Here is a 24600-nt window from a genome sequence, read left to right on the forward strand (position 1 = left end):
CTAGATGGTTTTGGAGACACTGATGCGCCTTACGCCTCCCGCGATTGCCCTGGCAGTCCTGTTCGCGACGGTATCGAGCGTGAGCCACAGCGCGCGGCCCGATGCCGTGATCGACATGCGGTCGCTGATGTTGCTGAAACAGGGTGAGGAAGCGGCGGCGGCGGGGCAATTAAACGCTGCGAATGACGCATTGGAGACCGCTTTGGCGGTGGATCCGCGTAATCGGGCCGCTTTTATCGCTTTGGCAAAGGTCGCCGTTCGGCAGGATCTGGACGGCAAAGCGATCCGTTTGTACCGCGAGGCGCTGGCGCTCGAACCCAATGACGTGGCCGCGCTGGCCGGGCAGGGCGAGGCCATGGTGGCCAAGGGTGCCGTGACCAAGGCACGCGAAAACCTGGCTAAAGTCAAGGCGTTATGCGTCGTAACCTGCCCCCAGGAGGCAGCGCTTGCCGCCGTCATCGCGCGCGGTGCGCCACCCCGGGCCGTGACCGCTGCCGCGACGCCCACGGCGCCCGTCGCTAACTGATCAGACGCGCGATCGCGATGAATTCCTGAACGCTCAGAGTCTCGGCCCGTCGCGCCGAGTCCAAACCAAGTGTCGCCAGCGCCTCCAGTGCGCCCGGCACCGATTTTACACTTTGTCTCAACATCTTACGCCGCTGACCAAAGGCTGCCGCGGTCAGTTGCTCGACTTGGCCAATGCTAACGCCCTTGGGCTGCGGGGTGTGAACTAGATGCACAACCGCCGACATCACCTTGGGCGGCGGGGTGAACGCGGACCGGTGAACCCGCATCGCAATCTGTGCCGAACTCCGCCACTGCGACAGCACCGTCAGCCGACCGAAAGCGTCGCCACCGGTCGGGGCGACGATCCGCTCGGCAACCTCCTGCTGGAACATCAACGTCAGCGAGCCCCAGCGCGGTGGCCATTCTGGCACCGTCAGCCATTTCACCAACAGCGCCGTGCCGACATTATAGGGAAGGTTGGCGACGATGTGGCCGCCCCTTTCCAGCACCGAATCCAGGTCGATGGCCATCGCATCGGCATCGATCACCCGCAGTCGCCCGCCCGCGCTTTCGCCCAGTTCAGCAAGAGCAGGCAGGCACCGTCGATCGCGCTCGACCGCTGTGACGTTGGCCCCGGTGTCGAGCAGCGCGCGGGTCAGGCCGCCGGGGCCGGGGCCAACCTCGTAAACCGATTGGCCGGTCAGGTCGCCCGGGACCTCTGCAATCCGCTTCAACAACTGGCCGTCCAGCAGAAAGTTCTGGCCGAGCGCCTTGCTCGCGGTCAGCCCATGACGGGCAATGACCTCGCGCAGGGGCGGTCGGTCGGTGGTCAAGCCGCTTGCGCGCAAGCCTGGGCCGCGCGTGCCACGGTCGCCGCAGCGGCCATCCGGATTGCCGCGATCATCGCGCCCGGATTAGCCTGATCCTTCCCGGCGATCCCGAATGCCGTCCCATGATCGGGAGCGGTCCTCACGATGGGAAGGCCCAACGTCATATTGACGCCATCATCGAAATGCAGCGTTTTAAGGGGGATCAGCGCTTGGTCGTGATACATGCAGATCGCCACGTCATAGCCCGCCCGGGCGCGCGCATGGAACATCGCATCTGCCGCGATCGGGCCGACAGCATCAATGCCCTCGCCACGCAATATCTCGATAGCGGGTGCGATAAAGTCGATCTCCTCGCGCCCCAGCGCCCCATTCTCGCCAGCGTGCGGGTTGAACCCGGCAAAAGCCAGCCGGGGCTGTTCGATTCCGAAATTGCGCTGCAATCCCTTGGCCGTCGCACGTGCCTTGGCCACGATCATCTCGATGGAAAGGTTCGCGGAAACGTCGGCAAGCGGCAAATGCGTGGTGACTGGAACGACCTTCAATGTCGGCCCTGCCAGCAGCATGACGGCGTTGTCGCGCGACACGCCGCATTGTTCAGCGATGAATTCGGTTTGTCCGGGATGCGTGAAGCCCACTGAATACAACTGCGTCTTTGAGACCGGCGCAGTGATTAGCGCGCGCGCGGCGCCCGAGCGGGCAATTCCGGCGGCAATTTCAAGCGATGCCAAGGCGCACCGGGCACCCTCGAAACTGGGCTTGCCCGGATCGATGACCCCGGCATCCTCGACCTGGAGCAGGGGTATCGCACGAAAAAACACGCCGACGGCTTCGCGCGGGTCGCGGATACGCTCGATCGGGCCCTGCCACACCGCGTCGATTGACCTGCGGTCGCCAACGACAAAGAAAGGAGCGAGACGGCTCATGTCCCGGGAGGCCCATGCCTTGGCCGCAATTTCAGGCCCAATGCCCGCCGGGTCACCCAGCGCAACGACCATCGGACTGACCGTTTCGGTCATGTCAGCGATAGTCGATAACGGCGTCGCGTCGAAGGTCGCGCAGGTAACGCTGGGCGCGCTGGTTCACCCGGTTTTCCTCAATTTGCGACATGACCTGATCGAAGGTCGGAGCATTGGCGCTCGCGGCCTCGTCACGACCACAGAGGACCAGGACACGAACCCCCTCGGTCGGTGACCCGAACGGCGGCGTCGCCTGCCCGATCGATAATTTCAACAGCATTTCCTGAAGCTGCGGCGGCAGATCGCGCACTTTGACCTGGTCGTTGTCGACAACTTCGGCACCGTGTGCAGCAGCAACCTCGGCAGTCTTGCCACAGCCTGCCATCGCCTGCGTGGCCTTGCCGAATGATTCGGCCTGAGCCGTGACCGCGGCTCTGCTGGCACCCGGCGCGAATTTCAGCGACATCTGGCGAAGGTTCAGGACAGCATCACGCGGATCGGCCATCAGCACCTGACGTTTGTCTACCATGTAAACGATTGAATAACCGCCGGGAACCGCAACCGGCCCGGCAATCTGGCCAACCGCAATCTCGGCTGCGGTCTGTGACAGTGCCTCGGGCAATTGTGGTCCGCGCACCCACCCCAGATCGCCGCCGACTGCCGCCGTAGAGGCTTCGGAGAACTGGCGTGCATAGGCGGCAAACGAACCGCCCTGACGAATCTGGTCGATGATTTTGCGACCGTTGGCGAGGACTTCCTGCGAATTCTGCGGGGTTGCCGACAGGTATATTTCGCCGATATGATATTCCTGCTGGCCCTTCGAAGCCTGCAGGCGGTCCATGATCGACTGGACCTCATCCTCGCTGACGTTGACGAATGGTTCGACCCGACGCCGGAGCAGGCGGCTCCATGCCAGCTCGCCCTGAATCTGGCGCTTGATCGAGCGTTCCGACGAACCTTGTTCGCGTAGATAGGCCCCCATGGTGGCGGGCGTCCGCTTGAATCTTTCGGCGACGCGCGCATAGCTCTGGTCGATCTCGGGCTGCGTGACGGTGATGTCGTGCGCCTTGGCTTCCTGGATCTGCAAGGTTTCGTCGATGATGTTGCGCAAGACCTGCAAGCGCAACCGCTCGCGTTCCTCGTCCGCGATCTTCCCGCCGTTAGCCAGAACCACGAGCGCAAGCCGCTGGTCGATGTCCGTTCCGGTGATGATCGTCCCGTTAATGATCGCTGTCGCCTTGCGGAGATGCGGGTCCATCTTTCCGAACGTGGTCAGATCCTTCGGCAGATTGAGGCCGGTGTCGGAGGTCGCCGGAGGCGCGGTTTGTGCTGCTGCCGCAACGGCCAGCAGGCCGCTAGCCAGCACCGCGGTCATGCGCGAAACGGGCTGGGCACCCTTGAGTTTCATGATCAATGCTTATCATCCGTACAGATCGAACTTGTCACGAAGGTGATGCCCCCGCGATGGTGAACGCAGGCTTAGCGGCCAAGTCCCCGAAATGCCAGCCTGAGCAGAAAGCTGTTCCCGCTGCGGGCATCGCCGGTCGTGTCATAGTCGCGCCGCCATGTTATCCCGATGTCAAGGCAGTCGTCGGTATAGGCAATACCCAGCCGGTGGCGGACAGGCGCATAACCGTCCGCCGTGCTGGTCGCATCCTCCGCAGCATTGGTCAGGTCGATGGTCGTCGCTCCGAAGATCGAGAAATAACGGCCGATTTGAACCCGGCCACCAAGCCTGACTTCCTCACGGTCGCGAAGATCCTCGATGGTGGGATCGATGTTGCGATTGAATTTCAGGTAGCCGACCGTAAAATATGTCGCCTGGCTGCCAACAGTGGCGTCGAATTCGTTGCGACGAAGCGCAAAGTTGTCCTTGTCGATACGATATCGATGAGTCAGTTCAACAAATCGGCGAAATTTGACCGTCGTGCGACCGACGATGTCCGAAGTCTGGTTGGTCAGGCCGGTCCCATCGGGGAAATTTCGGTTCTGCGAGCTAAAGCGATAACTTTGGCCAACATTAGCCAATACCGACAGTCCCGGACGGTCAAAGGCATAGTCCAATCCGTAGGTGACGCGGCTGCCCCCCTCCCAGCGGTCGTACCCGGGGAATCTATTGAGCGCGAACAGGTTGCTGTCCTCAAGGTCGACCGAACGGGCGTCCTCGTTCGGTATGCGCAGATTGGGAGTCGACGGGGAGGCCACCACCTGGAATCGTGGGGTAATACGCTGAGTTCCGCCCATAAACGCGCCAACGAACGGCCAGCGGACTTCGGCGGCCAAAGCCGCGATACCACGGCCCTGGAACCCGGGCTCACCGCGATAGAGGACCGTCCGGGTCGCCGCGTTCTGGGCGCTGTGATACATATCGCCACGCGCATAGGCGGTAAACAGCACTTCCTGACCCATCGTCGTCAGCTTGCGCAAATCCCACCGCACCCCGGCAAAGGCCCGTTGCGTATCCTGTCCCGAGGTCCGCGTGAGTGCCAATGCATTGAGTTGCAGGTCGAAATTGCCCCCGAGAACCGGGTCGGCGATCCGTCGGCGATAGTCGATCAGGGGAAGCGCGACCGGTATCTGGCCCTGAGAATCCAGCACCCGCAATGTTTGGACGGCCACGCCGGAAATCGACAGATAAGATTTGTCATCGATGCGTTCGACATTGACCATCGAACGCAAACGATCCTCGAACGAGCGGTCGTAACGGCGCAGGAAAGTGCGATCGGACACCAGGCGCATCGATCCGGTGATGCTCCAGTCGGGGTCTAGCTGGAACCGGCCCGATGCATCGATATATCCGCGAAAATCCTTTTGCGAACGGCTATTGGTGCCCGTCACCGGAATGCGCGAGCCATAGGTCGCAAACGTCGAGATCCGATAGGCACCGCTGGAGGTCAGCGAACGATACTCGGTCTCGATTGCTGGTAGCACTGCCGAATAGGCATGCGTGGTCACGGTCAGGTCGCGGTTCGTCCCGAACTTCAGGTAGTAGGGAAGCGAAAGCTCCATCCCGTTGGTGCGCGTGTATTGCAGGTCGGGAAACAGGAAGCCGCCGGCCCCTTCGTCACCCAGCGGTTGGGTGAGCGTCGGTAACACGATCAGCGGAACACCGAACATCTCCAGGCGGGCACCTTTAAACGTCATCCGCTTTCCGGCGGGATCATGAATAATCCGAACCGCTGAAATCTGCCACGACGGCTTGCGCGGGCACCCACCGGCATCAACCACCGGGCAGGGCGAATAGGCGGCATTTTCCAGCGTGGTGACCCCGTTCGTGCGCGTCCCCCGGCGTGCGGCCAGTCGTCCGCCATCGGCCAGCACCAGCAGCAGATTGTTGACGACGCCGTCCTTCAGCGTGTCGGTCAACTGGACGTCGTCGCCATAGGCAGTGTCGCCGCCGGGGTTAACGACCACGACATTGCCATAGGCACGCACTTCGCCGGACTTCCGGTTCCACACGATCCGGTCGGCGCGAACGCGGTTGCCCTCGCTCGCCATGCGGACATCCCCTGCCGCGGTCACGATGTCGGTGTCGTTCTGATAATCGAGTTGGTCAGCGGCGAAATCGACCTGCTGGTCGGGCTTTGACCCCAGGGTGGGTACAACGGCCGGGGGGGCGACCACGGGCACCTTCGCCGGGGGAGCAGCGCCTGTCTGAGCCCCGGCCACACCCGCTGTGAGAAAGGCAAACGGCACCGATGCCAGGAGAAAAACGGTATAGCGCGTCACGGAAAGCCTTTTTGCACAACAGACCCGATACGGCTTGGCCTGCTTATCGCCTATCGCATTGCCGCGCACGGTCCGCAATCACGCGCTTTCAAAACTTCCGCGGTGCGCTTTGCACGAACCCGGGCTTGGGCGTAACAGCCGGTTTCCCCTGAGTCTTTTATCGAGCGAGCCATCAATGCGCGTGTCCTTTGTTTCAACCCGACCGAACTATTCCACCGACCTTGCCCTGCTGGTGCCGAAAAATGGCATTGCTGCCGCTGTTGCCGGGCATAAGGCGGCGGACAGCTTGCAAGCAGCGGCAACGCTGGGACGGTTCGACGGCGATGCGGGCACGCTGACCGAATATATTTCTGCCTCAGGCGATGGACCCGCGCGCGTGCTGCTGGCGGGGATTGGGGCGGGCACGCCCGAGGATTTCGAAAAAGCGGGAAGCGCATTGTGCGCCCGGTTGCTGATGTCCGGCGCGAAAACGCTGGTAATCGATGCGGCGGGGGCACCGGCAGCGTCGGCGGCTCGACTGGCGGCGGCTGTCCAGATGCGGGGCTGGCGCTATGACAAATATCGCACGAAGCTGTCGGACAAGCAGAAGCCGACACTGGATGAAGTCATCATCGTCAATGCCGAACCGGGCCTGGATACCGCCTGGGCAGCGGCGCGTGCGGTGGTGGAGGGCGTTTCGTTCACGCGTGAGCTGGTGACCGAGCCAGCCAACATCATTTACCCTGAATCTTTCGTCGATCGATGCCAGAAACTGGCTGAAGTCGGCGTTCAGATCGAAGTGTTGGACGAGGATGCGATGCGCGCGGCAGGCATGGGGGCGTTGCTCGGCGTGTCGCAGGGGTCGCGCCGGGAAGCACGACTGCTCGTCATGAAGTGGGACGGTACCGCCGGCACGGAGGCGACACCGGTCGTCTTTATCGGCAAGGGCGTGACCTTCGACACTGGCGGCATATCGATCAAGGGTGCGGCGGGCATGGAGGACATGAAGTGGGACATGGGCGGGGCGGGTGCCGTTGCCGGGGCGATGCTTGCGCTCGCGACGCGCAAAGCCAAGGCACATGTCGTCGGCATCTGCGGGCTGGTCGAGAACATGCCCGACGGTAATGCCCAGCGTCCCGGCGACGTGGTCACGTCGATGTCGGGACAGACGATTGAGGTCATCAATACCGACGCCGAGGGACGGCTGGTCCTGTGTGACGCGATGACATGGGCGCAGCAGCGGTTCAGCCCGAAGGTGATGATCGACCTTGCCACGCTGACCGGAGCCATGATCGTCGCGCTGGGGCATGAATATGGCGGGATGTTCGCCAATGACGATGGGCTGGCGGCACAGTTATCCGCAGCCGGTGCGTCGACGGGAGATCCGCTGTGGCGATTGCCAATGGGGGATGCCTATAACAAGCTGATCGATAGCCCGATCGCCGATATGAAGAACATCGGCCCGCGCGAAGGTGGCTCGATCACCGCGGCGCAATTCCTAAAGCGCTTCGTCGATCAGGGCGTGAAGTGGGCGCATCTCGATATCGCCGGCATGGTCTGGTCGTCCAAGCCCGGTGCGGTGTGGGACAAGGGAGCGACCGGCTACGGCGTGCGCCTGCTCGACCGCTATATTGCCGACAATCACGAACGCGTTGGCTGAGGCCCGGTTGCGCCTCGACGCTTAGCAGCCTAGTGGCGCTGCCGTTCCCACCCCTCAATTACGGAGCCGCACCAGTCATGGCCGGTACACGCACTTTTTCGATCATCAAACCCGACGCGACGCGCCGCAACATCACCGGGGCCGTCGTCAAGATGCTCGAGGAAGCCGGCCTGCGCGTCGTCGCCTCGAAGCGAATTCACATGACGCGCGAACAGGCCGAGGGCTTTTACGAAGTTCATCGGGAACGCTCGTTCTTCGGTGAACTGGTCGAGTTCATGATCTCGGGGCCGGTCGTCGTGCAGGTTCTGGAAGGCGAGAATGCCATGCAACGCAACCGCAACATCATGGGCGCGACCAACCCGGCCAACGCCGATGCTGGTACGATCCGCAAGGAACTGGCCGAATCAATCGAGGCGAACACTGTCCACGGTTCGGACAGCGACGAGAATGCTGCGATCGAGATCGCGTATTTCTTCAAGCCGGAAGAAATCATCGGCTGATTAGTGTCTGGTTTGGGGGCGCCTCTGGCGTCCCCGAATGTCAAAAGTCGGCAGCGATTTCCAGCAACGCATCAGGTCGCACCTCGCGCGTCACGAATTTTGCCAACGTCCGCGCATATAGTTGATGCTCGGCAATCAAGATGCGGGCAGCCAGCGTGGCTTCGGTGTCATCCCGTAGAATGGCGACTTCGGTCTGCCCGAGCACTTCTCCGCCATCCAGTTCGGCGGTAACGACATGGACCGAGCAACCAGACACCCGATCTCCAGCTTCGATAGCGCGAAGGTGCGTATCCAGCCCTTTGTATTTCGGGAGTAACGAAGGGTGGATATTGAGCATTCGGCCAGCCCAACTCTCCACAAAACCGTCCGACAATAGCCGCATATAGCCGGCCAGGACGACATAGGCGCAACGCGCTGCCCGGAGTTCGGCATGCAGCAGCGCGTCGAAATCGGCGCGCTTCAGGCCGCGATAATCGAGCGCGACGACCGGCACGCCCTCTGCTGCCGCCAGCGTTAGTCCCGCAGCATGGGGGTCGTTGGCGATAACCACAGCGATCTCAAACGGGCAATCGCTCGCCTTCGCGGCATAAATCAATGCCGCCATGTTCGAGCCGCGCCCCGAGATCAGGACACCGATCCGCGCCCGATCACTGGCCTGCTTATCCATTATGTGTGGCGGTCCAGTCGGCGCGTGCGCTCCATGTTTCGACCGATCCGTAAACCGTGCAACCCTTGTCGCCCGATTCTATCCTGCCGATCGGGAAGGCCGTTTCGCCTGCTTCGTTCAACGACCGGAGTACATCCTCGGCATCTTCGGCTGCAACGACGAGGGCCATTCCGACTCCACAATTGAAAGTGCGCGCCATTTCCTCGGGTTCGATCGCGCCTTGCGCCTGCAGGAACGCCATCAAACGCGGCTGTTCCCATGCATCGGCGTCCACATGGGCGTGCAGGCCGTCTGACATCACGCGGGGAATATTCTCGAGCAGCCCGCCGCCGGTTATATGCGCCATGGCCGCGATCTTGCCCGCACGCACGAGCGGCAGCAGAGACTTCACGTAGATCCGCGTTGGCTCCATCAACAGATCGATCAGGATATTTTCCTGGTCGAACAGGGCAGGGCGCTCCAGCTTCCAGCTACGGTCGGCCGCCAGCCTGCGCACCAGCGAAAATCCGTTGGAATGAACGCCCGACGAAGCCAGACCGATGATGAGGTCGCCAGTCTTTACCTTGTTACCCGTCAGCACTTGGGAGCGTTCGACCGCGCCAACGCAAAACCCGGCAAGGTCGTAGTCACCGCCCGAATACATTCCGGGCATTTCTGCCGTTTCACCACCGATCAATGCACAGCCCGCAATGCGGCAGCCTTCGGCGATTCCGGCGATTACACGCTCCGCCACTGCCGAATCGAGTTTGCCCGTGGCGTAATAGTCCAGGAAGAACAGCGGTTCGGCACCCTGCACGATCAAGTCATTAGCGCACATCGCGACCAGGTCGATGCCGACACCGTCGTGCCGGTCGTGTTCGATTGCGAGACGAAGCTTGGTGCCAACACCATCGTTGGCAGCCACCAGCAATGGATCGCTGTAACCTGCTGCTTTCAGGTCAAAGAATCCCCCGAAACCACCTAGCTCCGCATTGGCTCCGGGTCGTTTCGTGGACTTGGCCAACGGGCCGATCGCCCGCACCAGAGCATTGCCCGCGGCGATCGAAACGCCAGCTTGTTCGTATGTATATCCCGCCATTTATATGCGCCTAGCGACATCGCGCTTGGATTTCCACGTCTGACCCGTCAAAAGACCGCCGGTGAAGATTACACCGTTACCTGTCGTCCTGACGCTCGGCCTGCTTGGGCTGGCCGCAGCGGTGTTCGCCCAGATGGAAGGCGGCGACCGCGGTGTCGCGCCCATCGACTCATCGGGCAGCTTCGAAGTCACTGGGATCGACGTCGATGTCGCGGCGAAAACCGCCGATGCGGCGCGACTCGGCGGATGGCGTCTCGCCCAGCGCAAGGGTTGGCAGATGTTATGGGCCAAGATGCATGGCGGAGCGAGTGGCGCGCCGGGCTTGAGCGATTCGGACCTCGATTCGATCGTTGCGGGCATTGTCGTTGACGATGAACAGATCGGCCCAAATCGCTATGTCGCGAAATTAGGCGTTTTGTTCGACCGTGCGCGGGCGGGCCAGATACTTGGCGTCAGTGGCCAGATTGTCCGCTCTCCGCCGCTGCTGGTCATCCCCGTCGAATGGTCGGGTGGCGCGCCCCGCAGTCTCGAGACCCGTTCAGAATGGCAAAAGGCGTGGGCGCGGTTTCGCGCGGGCGCCAGTCCCATCGATTATGTCCGCCCGAGTGGCACCGGTTCCGACCCACTGTTGCTAACCGCCGGGCAAGCGCAGCGCCCTTCACGGAAATGGTGGCGGATATTGCTCGATCAATATGGCGCCGCAGATGTATTGATGCCGCAGGTCCGGCTTGAGCGACTTTGGCCGGGCGGCCCGGTTGTCGGCCATTTCAGTGCCCGTCATGGCCCGGATAATATCGAACTTTCCGCTTTCACGTTGCGCGTCGAATCGAGCGATGGCCTGCCACAGATGCTCGACGAGGGCGTCCGCCGGATCGACCAGGCCTATGCCGATGCGTTGTCGATGGGCATGTTGCGCCCCGATCCGTCGCTGATTATCGAGACGCCGGTGGATGTCAGTGCGCTGATCGCCAACGAAGCAGATATTGCGCCGATCGAGACCGGACCCGACAACAGCAGCACAGCAATTGCGGGCGGCGAGGTCAGGACCTACACCGTCCAATTCGATACCCCTGACGTCAGCTCGGTAACGGGTATCGAAGGGTCGGTGCGCGGCGTCCCGGGAGTGAAATCTACCGATACGACCAGTCTTGCGCTGGGCGGCACTTCGGTAATGCGCGTCTCCTTTGTCGGTGATATGGCGACATTGAGATTGGGATTGGCGGCGCGCGGGTTCCGGGTGGACGAAGGCAGCGGTACCCTCCGTATCCGACGTTTGGCACCAGCAGACCCTTCATCGGCACCATGAACCAGATCGCCCTGCCGCTCGACTGGCCGGCAGCGGAGACGGAAAACGCGTTCATCGTCTCGCCGTCGAATGCGGATGCTGTCCGCCATCTCCATTCACGCGGAACCTGGCCCGTCTGCGCCACGATCCTGACAGGGCCGCGCAAGTCGGGCCGCAGCCTGCTGGGTCGCGTCATTGCGGCACAGACCGGCGGGACGCTGATCGACAACGCCCAGGACCGCGACGAGACCGAAATCTTTCACGCGTGGAATGAAGCGCAACGCACGCGGCGGGCGCTTGTCCTGGTTGCCGACGCTGCGCCTCCGGAATGGCAGGTGAAGCTGATCGACCTGCGCTCGCGTCTGGCGGCAACACCGCATGTGGCTATCGGTGATCCGGACGAGGCGTTGATCGACCGCTTGATCACGATGCTGTTGGAACGTCGTGGCCTGATCCCGCAACACGGCGTCGTCCCCTATCTGACGCCGCGCGTCGAACGCAGTCATCATGCGGTCATCGCACTGGTCGATGCGCTCGATGCGGCTTCGCTGGCGTCTCATCGGGCCATCACCGTGCCGTTGGCACGCGCGGTGCTGTCAAGCATCGACGCTTCCGCCGCGGCAGGCTAGGGGAATGTCATATGCAGACCATCACGAATAATCCGATCGACGGGTCCACTTCCGTATCTGAATCACGCTATTTTAATCGCGAACTCAGTTGGCTGGCGTTTAACCGCCGCGTTCTGGACGAATCCGAAAATCGCGCACACCCGCTGATTGAACGGCTGCGGTTCCTGTCCATATCAGGCAACAATCTCGACGAATTCTTCATGGTCCGCGTTGCCGGACTGAAAGGTCAGCAGCTTCAGGGTATCGAACATGTTTCGGTAGACGGACTGACGATCGGGCAGCAACTGGCCGCAATCAGCGCCGATGCAGATGGCCTGATGGGTCGTCAACAGATTGTCTGGAGTAGCATTCGCGAAGAACTTGAAGACGCCGGCGTCCGCGTCCTCGACTTCGACGAGGTCGTCGGGGACCAGGTCGCGTGGCTGGAGCGCTATTTCCGCGAACAGATTTTTCCGGTCCTGACGCCACAGGCGCTCGACCCCGCCCACCCTTTTCCGTTTATCCCTAATCAGGGCCTGAGCGTAATCTTCGACCTGCTGCGCCAGTCGGACCGCGAACCGGTGCGCGAACTGGTCATGATCCCGCCGACCGTCCCCCGATTCGTGCGAATCCCTGGTGAACCGGCTTGCTACATCGCTCTCGAAAGCATCCTGCGTCGGTTCACCGGTATCATGTTTCCGGGCTACAAGGTGCTGGGGGCGGGGGCTTTTCGGATTATTCGGGACAGCGATATCGAGGTCGAGGAAGAGGCCGAGGACCTGGTCCGCTATTTTCGCAGTGCTATCAAGCGTCGTCGGCGCGGTCGCGTTATTCGGCTGGAGTTCGAAACCGGCATACCGCCCGAACTGGAAGCCGCGATCAAGGAAACGCTTGGCGGGGTCGATGGCATCTTTACAGAGACGGCGGGGTTCCTAGGGATCGGCGCGCTGGAAAGCCTGACCGACGAAGACCGGCCCGATTTGAAATTTCCGGCCTATGTCGCGCGCTTTCCCGAACGCATCCGCGAACACGGCGGCGACTGTTTTGCGGCGATCCGGGCCAAGGACATCGTTGTCCATCACCCCTATGAATCCTTCGACGTCGTATTGGCGTTCCTCAATCAGGCAGCGGCCGACCCCGATGTCGTGGCGATCAAGCAGACGCTGTATCGTGCTGGCAAGCAGCCGACGGTGATCCGCGCGCTGTGTGATGCGGCCGAGGCAGGCAAATCGGTGACCGCGGTCGTCGAATTAAAGGCCCGCTTCGATGAGGAGCAGAATTTGCTCTGGGCGTCCCAGCTCGAACGATCGGGTGTCCAGGTCGTCTATGGCTTCATCGAATGGAAAACCCACGCGAAGGTTTCGATGGTGGTCCGCCGCGAGGCCGAGGGGTTTCGCAGTTATTGCCACTTCGGCACCGGCAATTATCACCCGGTTACCGCGCGGGTTTACACCGACCTGAGCTTCTTCACCGCCGATCCCGGAATCGCGCGCGATGCCGCCCAGATGTTCAACTATATCACCGGCTACGTCGAACCCGCGGCGCTAGAACGATTGACACTCAGTCCCGTCCATTTGCGCGCGGCCCTGGTTGACCTGATCGACGTCGAGATCGCCAATGCGCGGAACGGTCAGTCCGGGGCGGTGTGGGCGAAGATGAACTCGCTGGTTGACCCCGCGATCATCGACAAGCTTTACGAAGCGAGCGCGGCGGGGGTCGTCGTCGAACTTATCGTTCGAGGGATTTGCTGCCTGCGACCCGGCGTGCCGGGGCTGTCCGAAACTATTCGCGTCAAGTCGATCGTCGGGCGTTTTCTGGAACACAGCCGGATTTGGGCATTCGGCAACGGGCGCGCGTTGCCCAACGACGGGGCGAAGGTTTATATTTCGTCGGCGGACTGGATGCCGCGGAACTTCGACCGGCGTGTCGAATATATGCTGCCCATCACCAATCCCACGGTCCACGACCAAGTGTTGGACCAGGTGATGGTTGCCAATTTGATCGATACCGAACAAAGTTGGGAGCTTAACAGCGACGGTGGCTACCGAAAGATGGCGACCGGGACCAAACCTTTCAACCTGCATTGGTATTTCATGACTAACCCGTCACTATCCGGTCGGGGCGCCGCGCTGGAGTCGGCGGGCTCAGTCCCGCATCTCAGCCTTGGGCGCCGCTGAATGCGCGACGGTCCAAGGCGGGCGATAATCGATATCGGGTCGAATTCGATCCGTCTGGTCGTCTATGATGGCCCGGTTCGGGCACCAGCGATCCTGTTCAATGAAAAGATTATGGCGGGGCTGGGTAATGGCCTCGCTGAAACGGGCCTGCTTGGTGCCCGTCCTATGGCGACGGCCCTGCGCGCGCTTGAGCGGTTCAAGGAACTGACGACCGCCATGGGTGCGACGTCCACGCGGACGGTCGCGACTGCTGCAGTGCGCGACGCCGTCAATGGCCCGCAATTTATCGAAGAAGTCTCAGCACTCGGTCTGGACGTCGAATTGTTGAGCGGAGAAGCCGAGGCCGAAGCATCGGGATACGGCGTGATTTCGGCGATGCCGCACGCCGAGGGCATTGTCGGCGATTTGGGCGGGGGCAGTCTGGAACTGGTCCGGGTCGGCGGCGGCAAGGTCCTGGCGCGGGTATCGATGCCGCTTGGTGTGCTGCGCCTCGCCAGTATCCGCGCTTCGGGTCGGGGCGCTCTCGACCGGCATGTCCGCAAATTGCTCAAGAAAAGCGGTTGGGTGATCGAGAAAGATTTGCCCTTCTATCTGGTCGGCGGTTCGTGGCGCGCGCTTGCACGGTTGCACATGCACCTGTCGTTGTGGCCGCTACCCATTCTTCACGGCTATGCCATGCCATCGGCAGCGGCGGCGCGCATGGTGCGGGTGCTGGCGCAGATCGGGCGCAAGCGGTTAAAGGCAATCAGTGCAATCCAGTCGAGCCGCGTGCCCGCGCTGGTCGATTCGGCGGCGTTGCTGGCGATCCTGGGGAGACTGCTCGAAAGCAGCGTCCTGATCGTGTCGGCGGCGGGGCTTCGCGAAGGCCTGTTGTATGAGGGGCTCTCGGAAGAGCAGCGTGCCGAAGACCCACTGATCGCGGCTGCGCGCGAATCGGGTGCGCGACAGGGCCGTTTCGCCGAACATGGCGACGTCCTGCATGAGTGGATCGCGCCACTGTTCGCCGAAGAGAGCGAAAGCGACACCCGTCTTCGACACGCCGCCTGCCTGCTGAGTGACGTTGCCTGGGCGGCTAATCCCGATTTCCGCGCTGAGCGCGGTCTTGAAATCGCGTTGCACGGTAACTGGGTCGGCATCGATACCCGCGGACGGGCGATGGTGGCGCAGGCGTTGTTCAGCAGTTTTGGCGGCGGCGGCATGGCCCCGGTGCCCAGCTTGCTGGCTTCGTCCACCGAGATAGCAATGGCGATCCGGTGGGGGCTGGCCATGCGATTTGGCCAACGGCTGAGCGGAGGCGTGGCAGGTCCGCTGACCGACAGCCATCTCGGGCTCGACGAGGAGAGCCTGTGGCTGAAGCTGGATGACGTAAAGTCGGGTCTTTACGGCGAAGTGGTCGAACGGCGTCACCGCCAGCTTGCAACCGCGCTGCGGAAGACCGCGCGGCTGGCCTAGTTTTTGGACAGGACAATTTCCTCGGTCCGCGTCATCTTCATCCGGCCGTTGACGACCGCAAAGGCCAGTCGCCCTTCGACAAGGTCGAGCGCGTCGCGACCAAATTGATCAAACCGCCAGCCTTTCAATATTGCGAGATCGGTCCGCACGCCCGCTGCCAGCAGATCCAGTTCCTCGTTCCGCGCCAGCAAGCGCGCCGCGACGCTGGTTTCCTTGGCACGGATCTTCAGCAGGAGTTTCAGCAGGTCAGCCACCAGCGCACCATCCTTGCCCAGTCCGGGCTTGCGATCGTCGCGCACCGGCATGAGGTCCGCGGGCATCGGCTGGGCGTGTTCCAGCGCAGCCAGCATCCGCGCGCCGATATCGTTGCTCGCCCACGACGTCGAAAGTCCGCGCACCTTTGCCAGATCGCCCTGTGTCCGGGGCGGGTGCATGGCGAGATCACCGAGCGTCTCGTCCTTGACAACCCGGCCGCGCGGCAGGTTCTTGTTGCGCGCTTCGTGCTCGCGCCACCCCGCCAGCGCGCGCAATCGCCCTAGCACCTCCGGCTTGCGACTCGCAATTTTCACGCGCTTCCACGCGTCACCCGGTTCGGTCACATAGTTGGACGGGTCGGCAAGCCGCTCCATCTCCTGGTCGAGCCAGTCCCCGCGGCCGGTCTTCATCAGCTTGTCGAGCATCATCGGGAATATGCGCGCAAGATGGGTCACGTCCCCGATGGCATAGTCGATCTGCCGCTTGTCGAGCGGACGGCGACCCCAATCCGTAAACCGCGCGCCTTTGTCGAGCGTGATGCCGATCCATTGATCGACCAGATTCGAATAACCGACCTGTTCCCCTTGGCCGAGCGCCATCGCTGCAATTTGAGTATCGAAGAGCGGATAGGGCGTCTTGCCAGTCAGATTGTGAACGATTTCAATGTCTTGGCCACCGGCATGAAAGACTTTCAGTACCTCAGCGTTTTCGGTCATGAGGTCGAGCAAGGGCCGCATGTCGATGCCGTCCGCCTTTGGATCGATCGCAGCAGCCTCATGTTCGTCGGCGACCTGGATCAGACACAGGTCCGGCCAGAATGTATTTTCCCGCATGAATTCCGTGTCGACCGCGATGAAGCGCGACTTGGCCATTCGGATGCAGAATTCGGTGAGGGTGGCGGTGTCTGTAATGAGCGAGTGAATCTTCATTGCGCATCCATAGCGGCAAGCCGCGCCTTGACAAACCGGGGCTTGGCCTGTGTTAGCCAGCGCCATGACACTCCACGCCTATCGCACCCATACTTGCGCTCAGTTGCGCGCCGCCGATGTCGGTGACACCGTCCGTTTGTCGGGCTGGATCCACCGCAAGCGCGACCATGGCAATTTGCTCTTCGTCGATATTCGCGATCACTACGGCATCACACAGATCGTCACCGACACCGATTCCCCGGCTCATGCCGTGCTTGACAAGTTGCGCGCGGAGTCGGTCGTCACCATTACGGGCAAGGTTGTGGCGCGTTCGCAGGAAACGGTGAATGCCAACCTGCCATCGGGCGAAATTGAGGTGCGGGCCGATGACGTGTCGGTTCAGTCGGCCGCCGCCGAACTGCCGATGCCGGTGTTTGGGGACGCTGAATACCCGGAAGAAATTCGCCTGAAATACAGGTATCTAGACCTACGTCGTGAACGCCTGCACGCCAATATCGTCCTGCGTTCGAACGTCATTTCCTCGATCCGCAAACGCATGATCGACCAGGGCTTTACCGAATTTCAGACACCGATCCTGACTGCCTCCAGTCCGGAGGGCGCGCGCGATTACCTGGTGCCAAGCCGTGTCCATCCGGGAAAATTCTACGCGCTTCCGCAGGCGCCGCAGATTTTCAAGCAACTGTTGATGGTTGCGGGTTTCGACCGGTATTTTCAGATTGCGCCCTGTTTCCGGGATGAAGACGCGCGTGCCGACCGTTCGCCGGGCGAATTCTACCAGCTCGACTTCGAGATGAGCTTTGTAACGCAGGACGATGTGTTTGCGGCGATCGAGCCAGTGCTGCACGGCGTGTTCGAGGAATTTGCCAATGGCCGCAAGGTTAGCCCCGCGCCATTCCCGCGCATCCCTTATCGCGAATCAATGCTGAAATACGGGTCGGACAAACCCGATCTCCGTAATCCGCTGATCATCACCGACGTTTCGGACCATTTTGCTACGTCCGGGTTCGGTCGTTTTGAATCGATCGTCGCAGAGGGTGGCCGCGTTCGTGCCATCCCCGCACCGAATACGGCTGAAAAAAGCCGCAAGTTCTTCGACGAAATGAACAGCTGGGCGCAGGGTGAGGGTTTTGCTGGCCTTGGCTATATCACCCAGAAGAATGGCGAACTGGGTGGCCCGATCGCCAAGAACCATGGCGAGGAGGCAACGCGCAAGCTGGTAGCTGAACTCGGGCTTGGGCCTGACGATGGCATTTTCTTTGCCGCTGGTCCCGAACTGACCGCTGCCAAACTCGCCGGAGCCGCGCGCACCCGCGTCGGCCAGCAACTCGGCCTGATCCCGCAGGGTGAGTTCCGCTTCTGCTGGATCGTGGATTTCCCGATGTATGAGTACGACGAGGATGCCAGGAAACTCGATTTCAGCCACAATCCGTTCTCGATGCCGCAGGGCGAACTGACGGCGCTGGAGACCATGGACCCGCTCGACATCCTGGCGTTCCAGTACGACATCGTCTGCAACGGTATCGAACTGTCGTCGGGCGCGATCCGGAATCATCGTCCTGACATTATGTACAAGGCGTTCGAGATTGCAGGTTATTCGCAGGCCGAGGTCGACACCAATTTCGCCGGGATCATCAACGCATTTAAGCTCGGCGCGCCTCCGCATGGCGGTTCGGCCCCGGGCATCGACCGCATCGTCATGATGCTGGCGAACGAGCCGAATATCCGCGAGGTGATCGTCTTCCCGATGAACCAGAAGGCTGAGGACGTGATGATGGGCGCACCCGCGCCCGCGACCGCGAAACAGTTGCGGGAATTATCGATCCGGTTGATTGATGGCCCCAAGGATTGATCGAGTCGTTAGGACAGCATGCCGATGAACAGCCACGACTTCGTTGTTAAGCGTGCGGACGGCAGCGATCTGGCCCTGTCCGAGATGACCGGCCCCATCCTTGTCGTGAACGTGGCGTCCAAATGCGGGTTTACGCCGCAATACGAGGGGCTGGAAGCGCTGCAGAGCGAATATGGCCCGCGCGGGCTGACTGTCCTTGGTTTTCCATGCAACCAATTTGGCGGACAGGAGCCGGGCGACGCGGCGGAGATCGCCAGTTTCTGCGCGCTGACCTATGACGTGTCGTTCCCGGTCCTGGCCAAGGTTGAAGTCAACGGCGACGGTGCTGACCCGTTCTACAAATTTTTGAAGCACGCCAAACCGGGCTTGCTGAGTCTTGAATCGATCAAATGGAATTTCACCAAGTTCCTGATCGACAGACAGGGCAATGTCGTATCGCGTCACGCCCCTACCGAAAAGCCCGCCGCCCTCGCGCCTGAGATCGAGAAATTGCTGTCGTGAAAACGCCTGACTGGTCCGCCCCTGCCAAGCTGATCGAACGCGATGATTCGGGTTCCGAGATGTCGTATGATTTCCACGAGCGGGATACGGGCACTCTTGCCGAGATGGTTGCGAAGGTCGCCGGAATGACGGCCCATGAACGTGCGCGCATGGTCATCGATGGAGGCGCGCAAGGGACGATTAATGTCGCGCAGATCGTCGAACTGGCGGCGCGCGACGACTTTCCGGTTTGATGCGTGACAGATAAGCGTTAACACGGGCGATGGCCCACGCGCAGTTCGTTCCCCTTCGTGTCTTCTCCGCCTACACCATGCTCGAAGGGGCCATCGATCCCAAGGAAATCGCGAAGCGCGCGCGCGAACTCGGTTTTCCGGCAGTGGCAATCTGTGACCGCAACGGCCTTTACGGCGTCATGCCCTTCACCGATGCATGTCGTGCGGCGGGGGTTCAGCCGATTATCGGCACATTGCTCTGCGTCGCACGGCCTGACCTGCCTCAGGGCGCGCCACCAGCCTACGACTGGCTGGCGCTTTATGCTCAGGATGAGACTGGCTACAATAATCTTTGCGCGCTGGTGTCAGAGGCTCACCTGGGAAGGCCGATCGAGGAGCAGGCCCATGTCGTTTTCGACAAGCTCGCGCTTCATGCCGATGGCCTGATTGCGCTGACTGCCGGTGCCGAGGGGGCGCTGGCTAAGCTACTCGCCGCTGGCCAGCACGATTCGGCCAGCGTCTATGTCAACCGGCTGACGGCTTTGTTCCCAGGGCGGCTCTACGTCGAACTTGCCCGTCGTCTTGATGCGGTCGAAGGTGCAGCCGAGCCTCATCTGATTGCGCTTGCCGATGGTCGAGACCTGCCACTCGTCGCCACCAACCCGTCTTGCTATGGCGAGGCGAGCTTTCACAACGCGCACGATGTGATGCTCTGCATCGCCGCCTCGGCCTACGTCGATAGCGATGATCGCGCCAAGAGTTCGCCGGACGCCTGGATCAAGCCCGCCCACGACATGCGCAAGCTGTTCGACGATTTGCCCGAGGCGCTGGCCAACACATTGGTACTGGCACAGCGGTGCGCGGTCGACGCGCCCACGCGCAAGCCCATCCTGCCAAGTCTGGCGGGCGACCCGCAAGCCGAGACGGCGCAATTGATCCGCGATGCCCATGCCGGGCTCGATGTGCGACTGGCGCTGGTCCCCGTGACCGACGCGGAGGTCTATCGCAAGCGGCTCGACTTCGAACTGAACGTCATTACCAACATGGGATTTTCCGGTTATTTCCTGATCGTCGCCGATTTTATCAAATGGGCGAAGGACAATAATATTCCCGTCGGGCCGGGGCGCGGTTCGGGTGCCGGGTCGGTCGTCGCCTGGGCGCTCACCATCACCGACCTCGATCCCCTGAAGCTCGGCCTGTTGTTCGAGCGTTTCCTGAATCCCGACCGCGTGTCGATGCCCGATTTCGACATCGACTTTTGCGAGACGCGGCGCGAGGAAGTTATTCGCTATGTCCAGCGCAAATATGGCCGCGGGCAAGTGGCGCAGATCATCACGTTTGGACGGCTGAAGGCGCGCGCTGTGCTGAAGGATACCGGGCGCGTCCTCCAGATGAGCTATGGCCAGGTCGATCGCCTAGCCAAGGCCGTGCCAAATCATCCGACCGATCCGTGGACGTTGCAACGCGCGTTGAACGGCGTGTCTGAACTGGCGGCCGAGTATAAGTCCAATACCGACGTGCGCCGACTGTTCGACCTGGCCATGAAGCTGGAGGGGTTGCCGCGCCATTCCTCGACCCATGCGGCGGGTGTCGTCATCGGCGACAGGCCGCTGGACCAACTAGTTCCGCTGTATCGTGACCCGCGTTCCGACATGCCCGTGACGCAGTTTGATATGAAATATGTCGAGGCGGCGGGACTGGTGAAATTCGATTTTCTCGGGCTGAAGACACTGTCGGTGCTGCAACGCGCGCTTGACATGATCGAGGAACGCGACGGCCACCGTCCCAACCTGGATACCCTGGGATGGGACGATGAGTCGGTTTATGCCTTGCTGCAAAAAGGGGACACGGTCGGCGTCTTCCAGCTCGAATCCGAAGGAATGCGACGCGCGCTGTCGTCGGTCAGGCCCAGCAATTTCGGCGACATCATCGCCATCGGTGCGCTCTATCGCCCGGGGCCAATGGATAATATTCCGCTGTTTGCCGACCGCAAGAACGGCCGTGTCATCATCGAATATCCGCATCCTCTGCTGGAAACGATCCTGTCCGAAACTTACGGCATCATCGTTTATCAGGAACAAGTGATGCAGGCGGCCCAGGTGCTGGCCGGGTATTCGCTTGGCGAAGCAGATCTATTGCGCCGCGCGATGGGCAAGAAGATCCAGAAGGAAATGGACGATCAGCGTGCGCGCTTCGTTTCGGGGTGTGCCGCCAATGACATTGCACCGCCCAAAGCCAACGAACTGTTCGACCTGATCGACAAGTTTGCGGGCTATGGTTTTAACAAAAGTCACGCCGCCGCCTATGCCGTACTTTCGTATCAGACGGCGTGGCTCAAAGCACACTACCCGCAGGACTTTTTCGCGGCTTCGATGGCCTATGACCTTAGCAACACCGATAAGCTGGCGATTTTTGCCGATGACATGCGCCGCATGGGCGTGCGCGCGCTGGCACCCTGTATCAACGCCAGCGGCGCTGACTTCACGGTGGAATCGGATGACGACGGGCTGGTCGTGCGGTTCGCACTTGGCGCGTTGAAGGGCGTTGGCGAAGGGGCGATGGAACAGCTTTGCGAGGAGCGGGCGGAGAACGGGCCGTTTAAGAGCCTCGACGACCTGGCGCACCGGATAAATCCGCGACTGATCAATCGCCGTCAGCTTGAAAGTCTGGCGGGTGGCGGGGCGTTCGACGCGCTCACCGAAAATCGTGCCGGGGCTTTTGCCGTTGCCGAAAACATCCTCGCTGTGGCAAATTCTGCTGAGAGCGGTCGGTCGAGCGGGCAGGGCGGGCTGTTCGGTGGCGTCGTGGAAACCATGGCCGCGATCCAGATTCCGCGGACGGCCAATTGGACATTGTCAGACAGGATGACCGCCGAAAAGGACGCCTTTGGTTATTATTTCTCGGCGCATCCGGCAGACCGATATTCACACGTCGCGGCGACCCACGGTGCGCGCAGCTATTCGGCGCTGTGCGCGCAGCCTGCACCCGGCGATGGCTCGCGGGCGACAGCGGTCATGGCGGCGCTGGTCGAAGAGGTTAAATATCGGACCTCGGCGCGCGGCCGACGCTATCTAATGGCGACGATGTCCGATGCTTCGGGCCAGTTCGTGGCAACGTGTTTCGATGACGATGTGTCGAAGAATATCGAGGAAGCGGCGCGCAACGGCGGCTGCGGCTTGTTCACCGTCGAGCTTGATCGCAAGCCCGGCGAGGAAACACCCCGCGTAACGGTCCGGCGTATCCAGCCATTGGAGGGACTGGCGGGGAACGCGCGATTGAAAGCGGATGTGCGCGTGCATGACAGCGCGGGGATAACGGCGCTCGCGTCGCTGCTGACAGGCTCGCGTGGCGGGCGCAGCGAAGTGTTTGTGACCGTTGCGCTGCCCACAGGCGCCGAGGCACAACTGTTGCTGGGTCGTGATTTCCTAATCGACGGCGAACTGGCCGACCGGATCGGGGCGCTCGACGGCATCGATGCAATCAGCCTCACACAGGCGATATCGCCGAAGCTGGCGCTGGTTTCCTGACCAGCGCCACGATCGGTTATTTGGGCCTGCTGCCGAACAATATTGCGCGTTCCTCGTCGGTCATGGGCGTGGTCCTCGCCCCATAGGCTGCCTCCTTGCCGGCATAGACCTTCAGCACGGCAGGGCGCGCGCCGACCCTGTCGAACCAGCGTTTCAGATGGGGATGGTCGGCCAGGTTCTGCTTGTGGTTCTCATGCGGTACGATCCACGGATAAATGGCCATGTCGGCAATCGAATAGTCGCCGGCGACATAGTCCCTGCCATCGAGTTGTTTGTCCAGAACACCGTATAACCTCTTGGTTTCGTTGACATAACGCTCGATGGCGTAAGGCACTTTTTCTGGCGCATAGACATTGAAATGGCCGTTCTGCCCCGCCATCGGGCCAAGGCCGCCAACCTGCCAGAACAGCCATTCCAGCGTGGTGGTCCGCTGCCGGATGTCGCGCGACAGGAATTGACCGGTTTTCTCGGCCAGATATAGCAGGATCGCGCCCGATTCGAACAGAGTGATCGGCGCGCCGCCATCGGCGGGTGCAGTATCGATAATCGCCGGAATGCGATTGTTGGGGGAAATCTTCAGGAAGGGTGGATCGAATTGCTCGCCCTTGCCGATGTTGACCGGAAATATCGTGTTCTCGACACCTGCATCTTCCAGAAACAGCGAAATCTTCAGCCCATTCGGCGTGGGCCAACTGTGTAGTTCGATCATCCCGGTTTCCTTGTTTGTTGCGGAGGTGTTGCAAAGATAGGCACGGGCGCGCCGCGAAACAGGGAGAAGCAGATTACTTAAACGAGAAAGTTCAGAAAAGCCGCATCTGCGCGCCCATCGGCGGACGGAACAGGTCGGTCCGCAAACGGACGCGGTCGCTATTCAATCCATGCCGCTTGCAGCCTATCCTGAAGCGCGTGAGCATCAGGTCGTACCACGGCCCCGATCCCCGCATCCTTGTGCCAAAACCTGGATCGTTGTCGCGCCCACCTCGGATTGACTGGATCATCGTCATCACCTTGCCTGCCCGGTCGGGGAAGTATTCGTCTAGCCATGCCCGGAACAGGGGGGCAACCTCGAACGGCAGGCGCACCGGGATGAACGATGCCCGCATGGCTCCGGCATCGGCCGCAGCCGCCAGAATATGTTCCATTTCGCCATCTGTGATGGCCGGGATGACCGGCGAGATTGACACTTGCACCGATACTCCGACAGCAGCCAGCTTTTCCACCGCGATCAGGCGGCGGCGCGGAGTGGGGGCACGCGGCTCGACCGTCATGGCAATTCGCGGGTCAAGCGACGTGATTGACATCATCACCGATACCAGCCCTTCCGAAGCCATCTCTGCGAGCACCCCGAGGTCGTCGAGCACCCGGTCCGACTTGGTCGTAATCATCAGCGGGTGCCGGGTTTCGGCAAGGACCGCAATGCACTCACGCGTAATCCGCCATTGGCGCTCGATCGGTTGATAGGGATCGGTATTGGTGCCCATCGCGATCGGCGCAACATGGTAACCGGGCTTCGTAAGCTGGACGCGCAGTAACGCAGCGGCATCGGGCTTGGCAAAAAGCTTGCTCTCAAAGTCGAGGCCCGGCGACAAGTCATGAAACGCATGAGTCGGCCGCGCAAAGCAATAAATGCAACCATGTTCGCAGCCGCGATAAGCATTGAGTGAGCGATCGAACGGAACATCCGGGGATGCATTAAACGAGATGATCGTTTTGGGACGCTCGACGGTGACCGTGGTGCGCAGTGGGGGAGGGGCACCGTCCAGAGCTTCCCGATCGTCCAGCCAATCGTCATTGTCTTCGCGCACAGGCACATTGAAACGCCCACTGGCGGAATTTAGTGTCGCCCCCCGCACCGTGCGTTTTGGCTTTTGCATGGAACATACATGGAACAGGATGACA

Annotated in this window: 19 protein-coding genes and 1 pseudogene; 11 read left to right on the forward strand and 9 right to left on the reverse strand. The window is 61.4% G+C overall.

Features of this window, described 5'->3' with window-relative positions; genetic code table 11:
- The first annotated feature begins 22 nt into the window (after positions 1-22).
- Entirely contained in the window at positions 23-526 is a 504-nt protein-coding gene (locus Q0R02_RS01455; RefSeq protein ID WP_293880175.1) for a hypothetical protein, read from the forward strand.
- Here the strand turns inward: Q0R02_RS01455 and rsmA are convergent.
- The 4 genes from rsmA to Q0R02_RS01475 all read right to left on the reverse strand — a co-directional run bounded on the left by rsmA (position 519) and on the right by Q0R02_RS01475 (position 6022).
- Positions 519-1340 carry a 16S rRNA (adenine(1518)-N(6)/adenine(1519)-N(6))-dimethyltransferase RsmA gene (gene rsmA, locus Q0R02_RS01460; protein ID WP_293880176.1) on the reverse strand — a complete coding sequence of 274 codons (822 nt, stop codon included), beginning with the start codon at positions 1338-1340 and terminating at the stop codon, positions 519-521. The genes Q0R02_RS01455 and rsmA overlap by 8 nt on opposite strands.
- Positions 1337-2353, reverse strand: coding sequence for a 4-hydroxythreonine-4-phosphate dehydrogenase PdxA (pdxA, locus tag Q0R02_RS01465; protein ID WP_293880177.1), 1017 nt, complete (start codon positions 2351-2353; stop codon positions 1337-1339). The genes rsmA and pdxA overlap by 4 nt, the downstream gene beginning before the upstream one ends.
- A 1-nt stretch (position 2354) precedes the next feature.
- A complete protein-coding gene (locus tag Q0R02_RS01470; protein ID WP_293880178.1) occupies positions 2355-3701 on the reverse strand; it encodes a peptidylprolyl isomerase in 1347 nt (448 codons plus the stop codon).
- Positions 3702-3772: 71 nt separating this feature from the next.
- Positions 3773-6022, reverse strand: a complete 2250-nt coding sequence (locus Q0R02_RS01475; RefSeq protein WP_293880179.1) for an LPS assembly protein LptD — start codon at positions 6020-6022, stop codon at positions 3773-3775.
- Positions 6023-6197: 175 nt separating this feature from the next.
- Between Q0R02_RS01475 and Q0R02_RS01480 the strand changes: the two genes are divergently transcribed.
- Entirely contained in the window at positions 6198-7661 is a 1464-nt protein-coding gene (locus Q0R02_RS01480; protein ID WP_293880180.1) for a leucyl aminopeptidase, read from the forward strand.
- 77 nt (positions 7662-7738) lie between these two features.
- Entirely contained in the window at positions 7739-8161 is a 423-nt protein-coding gene (gene ndk / locus Q0R02_RS01485; RefSeq protein ID WP_293880181.1) for a nucleoside-diphosphate kinase, read from the forward strand.
- Positions 8162-8222: 61 nt separating this feature from the next.
- Here ndk and purN read toward each other — a convergent pair.
- A pseudogene (gene purN, locus Q0R02_RS01490) lies at positions 8223-8828 on the reverse strand (phosphoribosylglycinamide formyltransferase); the annotation flags it as partial.
- Positions 8821-9906, reverse strand: a complete 1086-nt coding sequence (gene purM / locus Q0R02_RS01495; protein ID WP_293880182.1) for a phosphoribosylformylglycinamidine cyclo-ligase — start codon at positions 9904-9906, stop codon at positions 8821-8823. The gene purM and the pseudogene purN, both read right to left, overlap by 8 nt.
- A gap of 61 nt (positions 9907-9967) precedes the next feature.
- Between purM and Q0R02_RS01500 the strand changes: the two genes are divergently transcribed.
- From Q0R02_RS01500 to Q0R02_RS01515, 4 genes are read left to right on the forward strand one after another with little or no spacing between them, the layout of a single operon-like run.
- On the forward strand, positions 9968-11212 hold the full coding sequence (locus Q0R02_RS01500; protein WP_293880183.1) for a heavy-metal-associated domain-containing protein: 1245 nt from the start codon (positions 9968-9970) through the stop codon (positions 11210-11212).
- Positions 11209-11820, forward strand: coding sequence for a chromosomal replication initiator DnaA (locus Q0R02_RS01505; protein ID WP_293880184.1), 612 nt, complete (start codon positions 11209-11211; stop codon positions 11818-11820). Before Q0R02_RS01500 ends, Q0R02_RS01505 begins: the two co-directional genes overlap by 4 nt.
- Positions 11821-11831: 11 nt before the next feature.
- Positions 11832-13976, forward strand: coding sequence for an RNA degradosome polyphosphate kinase (locus tag Q0R02_RS01510; RefSeq protein WP_293880185.1), 2145 nt, complete (start codon positions 11832-11834; stop codon positions 13974-13976).
- Positions 13977-15428: a Ppx/GppA family phosphatase gene (locus Q0R02_RS01515; RefSeq protein WP_293880186.1), complete on the forward strand. Its 1452-nt coding sequence runs from the start codon at positions 13977-13979 to the stop codon at positions 15426-15428.
- Here Q0R02_RS01515 and rnd read toward each other — a convergent pair.
- Complete coding sequence (gene rnd / locus Q0R02_RS01520; protein WP_293880187.1) at positions 15425-16612, reverse strand: ribonuclease D; 1188 nt, start codon at positions 16610-16612, stop codon at positions 15425-15427. The genes Q0R02_RS01515 and rnd overlap by 4 nt on opposite strands.
- 64 nt (positions 16613-16676) lie before the next feature.
- Here rnd and aspS point away from each other — a divergent pair, with 64 nt between their 5' ends.
- Genes aspS through dnaE form a run of 4 tightly spaced genes read left to right on the forward strand, consistent with a single transcriptional unit; the run spans position 16677 to position 22701 of the window.
- On the forward strand, positions 16677-18461 hold the full coding sequence (gene aspS / locus Q0R02_RS01525; protein WP_293880189.1) for an aspartate--tRNA ligase: 1785 nt from the start codon (positions 16677-16679) through the stop codon (positions 18459-18461).
- Between the two features lie 24 nt (positions 18462-18485).
- Entirely contained in the window at positions 18486-18962 is a 477-nt protein-coding gene (locus Q0R02_RS01530; RefSeq protein WP_293880191.1) for a glutathione peroxidase, read from the forward strand.
- Entirely contained in the window at positions 18959-19195 is a 237-nt protein-coding gene (locus Q0R02_RS01535; RefSeq protein WP_293880193.1) for a hypothetical protein, read from the forward strand. Before Q0R02_RS01530 ends, Q0R02_RS01535 begins: the two co-directional genes overlap by 4 nt.
- 29 nt (positions 19196-19224) lie before the next feature.
- Positions 19225-22701, forward strand: coding sequence for a DNA polymerase III subunit alpha (dnaE, locus tag Q0R02_RS01540; RefSeq protein WP_293880195.1), 3477 nt, complete (start codon positions 19225-19227; stop codon positions 22699-22701).
- A 16-nt stretch (positions 22702-22717) separates the two neighbouring features.
- Here dnaE and Q0R02_RS01545 read toward each other — a convergent pair whose 3' ends face one another.
- Positions 22718-23410, reverse strand: coding sequence for a glutathione binding-like protein (locus Q0R02_RS01545; protein ID WP_293880196.1), 693 nt, complete (start codon positions 23408-23410; stop codon positions 22718-22720).
- 91 nt (positions 23411-23501) lie between these two features.
- Positions 23502-24575 carry a PA0069 family radical SAM protein gene (locus Q0R02_RS01550; protein ID WP_293880197.1) on the reverse strand — a complete coding sequence of 358 codons (1074 nt, stop codon included), beginning with the start codon at positions 24573-24575 and terminating at the stop codon, positions 23502-23504.
- Positions 24576-24600 lie beyond the last annotated feature (25 nt).

Source organism: Sphingomonas sp. (genome assembly GCF_025353885.1).
Classification (GTDB): domain Bacteria; phylum Pseudomonadota; class Alphaproteobacteria; order Sphingomonadales; family Sphingomonadaceae; genus Sphingomonas_O.

What these genes read in the sequence shown, in the direction of transcription:
- Q0R02_RS01455 (WP_293880175.1), top strand. Translation starts at nt 23, where the DNA reads ATGCGCCTTACGCCTCCCGCGATTGCCCTGGCAGTCCTGTTCGCGACG.
- pdxA (WP_293880177.1), bottom strand. Translation starts at nt 2,353, where the DNA reads ATGACCGAAACGGTCAGTCCGATGGTCGTTGCGCTGGGTGACCCGGCG.
- Q0R02_RS01470 (WP_293880178.1), bottom strand. Translation starts at nt 3,701, where the DNA reads ATGAAACTCAAGGGTGCCCAGCCCGTTTCGCGCATGACCGCGGTGCTG.
- Q0R02_RS01480 (WP_293880180.1), top strand. Translation starts at nt 6,198, where the DNA reads ATGCGCGTGTCCTTTGTTTCAACCCGACCGAACTATTCCACCGACCTT.
- ndk (WP_293880181.1), top strand. Translation starts at nt 7,739, where the DNA reads ATGGCCGGTACACGCACTTTTTCGATCATCAAACCCGACGCGACGCGC.
- purM (WP_293880182.1), bottom strand. Translation starts at nt 9,906, where the DNA reads ATGGCGGGATATACATACGAACAAGCTGGCGTTTCGATCGCCGCGGGC.
- Q0R02_RS01505 (WP_293880184.1), top strand. Translation starts at nt 11,209, where the DNA reads ATGAACCAGATCGCCCTGCCGCTCGACTGGCCGGCAGCGGAGACGGAA.
- Q0R02_RS01510 (WP_293880185.1), top strand. Translation starts at nt 11,832, where the DNA reads ATGCAGACCATCACGAATAATCCGATCGACGGGTCCACTTCCGTATCT.
- Q0R02_RS01515 (WP_293880186.1), top strand. Translation starts at nt 13,977, where the DNA reads ATGCGCGACGGTCCAAGGCGGGCGATAATCGATATCGGGTCGAATTCG.
- rnd (WP_293880187.1), bottom strand. Translation starts at nt 16,612, where the DNA reads ATGAAGATTCACTCGCTCATTACAGACACCGCCACCCTCACCGAATTC.
- aspS (WP_293880189.1), top strand. Translation starts at nt 16,677, where the DNA reads ATGACACTCCACGCCTATCGCACCCATACTTGCGCTCAGTTGCGCGCC.
- Q0R02_RS01530 (WP_293880191.1), top strand. Translation starts at nt 18,486, where the DNA reads ATGAACAGCCACGACTTCGTTGTTAAGCGTGCGGACGGCAGCGATCTG.
- dnaE (WP_293880195.1), top strand. Translation starts at nt 19,225, where the DNA reads ATGGCCCACGCGCAGTTCGTTCCCCTTCGTGTCTTCTCCGCCTACACC.
- Q0R02_RS01545 (WP_293880196.1), bottom strand. Translation starts at nt 23,410, where the DNA reads ATGATCGAACTACACAGTTGGCCCACGCCGAATGGGCTGAAGATTTCG.
- Q0R02_RS01550 (WP_293880197.1), bottom strand. Translation starts at nt 24,575, where the DNA reads ATGCAAAAGCCAAAACGCACGGTGCGGGGGGCGACACTAAATTCCGCC.